Below are 1,637 nucleotides of genomic sequence, written 5' to 3' on the forward strand. Positions count from 1 at the left end.
TTGATCGTGTCGGCGCGCGGCCGGTTGATGCAGCGGCTTCCGGCGGGCGGTGCGATGGCGGCCGTGCAGGCCACCGAGGACGAGGTCCTGCCCGTGCTGCCGGACGGCACGGGGATCGCGGCCGTCAACGGGCCGGTGTCGGTGGTCGTCTCCGGGCCCGAGGCGGGTGTCGACGAGGTCGTACGGCACTTCTCCGAGGCGGGCCGCAAGACGAGGCGGCTCAGCGTCAGCCACGCCTTCCACTCCCCGCTGATGGAGCCGATGCTCGCCGAGTTCGAGCGGATCGCCGCCCAACTGACCTATTCCGAGCCGTCGATACCGATCGTCTCGACCCTCACCGGCACGGCCGTCACATATGCGGACCTGGCCGACCCCTCGTACTGGGTGCGTCACGTCCGTGAGGCGGTCCGCTTCGCCGATGCCGTCAGCACCCTCGACGGTCAGGGCATCGGCACCTTCCTGGAGCTCGGCCCCGACGCCGTGCTCACCGCCATGGCCGCCGACACGGGTACGGAGGCGACGCTCGTCGCGGGAATCCGCCGCGACCGCACCGAACCCCAGGCCTTGGTCGAGGCGCTGACAAGGCTCCCGGTTGTCGACTGGGCCGCCTACTTCGGCCCCGGTCGGCAGGATGTCGATCTGCCCACCTACGCCTTCCAGCACGAGACCTACTGGCCTGCGCCCTCGACGCTCGACGTGGGCGACGTACAGGCTGCGGGGATCGCCACGGCCGGCCACCCGTTGCTGGGTGCGGCGGTGGAACTGCCGGACTCCGACGGGGTGTTGTTCACCGGCCGGCTGTCTTTGGCCACGCATCCGTGGCTGGCCGAGCACGCGGTGCACGGCACGGTCGTCGTCCCGGGAGCGGCACTCGTGGAGATCGCGGTGCGGGCCGGGGACCAGGTCGGTGCGGGCACGGTCCGTGACCTGACCCTGCACGCCCCGCTTGTTCTGCCCGGGACCGGTGCGGTCGCCCTTCGGGTGCGTGTCGGTGGGGGCGACGAGCTCACCGTCACGGTGCACTCCCGTCCGGAGGGTGAGGAGGGCTGGACCCTCCACGCTGAAGGTGTTCTGTCGGCCGACGCCGCCGAGTCCGGTGCCGAGCTGGCGGTCTGGCCCCCGGCGGGGGCGGAGCCGGTGGACGTCACGAACCTGTACGGCGATCTGGGTGCGATGGGTCTGGAGTACGGTCCCCTCTTCCAGGGCGTCTCGGCCGCCTGGCGGGACGGGGAGGACACCGTTTACGCGGAGGTTGCCCTGCCGGAAGGCGTGAGCACGGACGGGTTCGGGATCCACCCGGCCCTCCTCGACGCCGCCCTGCACCCCATCGGCCTGCTGGACACCGGGGACGAGGCCCGGGCCGAGCTTCCGTTCTCCTGGTCGGACGTCACGCTGCACGTCACCGGTGCCTCGGCGCTGCGGGTGCGCATCACCAAGGAGGGCGCCGGACAGCGTCTGGAGCTCGCGGACCCCACGGGTACTCCGGTGGCCACTGTCGGTGCGCTGGCGCTGCGCCCGCTGGCGGCGGAGCCGACCGCACCTCGTGATCTGTACCGGGTGGAGTGGGTGCCGGTCACCGCGCGGGCGACCGAGCCGACGGCCGCGTACACGGTCCTGCGGGCCGCGACGGCCGCCGA

At 72.4% G+C, this 1,637-nt stretch carries 1 protein-coding gene; it reads left to right on the top strand.

Features of this window, described 5'->3' with window-relative positions; all coding sequences use genetic code 11:
* On the top strand, positions 1–1,637 hold a 1,637-nt coding region (locus tag ACFW2E_RS46485), incomplete at both ends, for an acyltransferase domain-containing protein (RefSeq protein WP_384478121.1).

The sequence above is a fragment of the Streptomyces sp. NPDC058964 genome, assembly GCF_042741275.1.
Classification (GTDB): Bacteria; Actinomycetota; Actinomycetes; order Streptomycetales; family Streptomycetaceae; genus Streptomyces.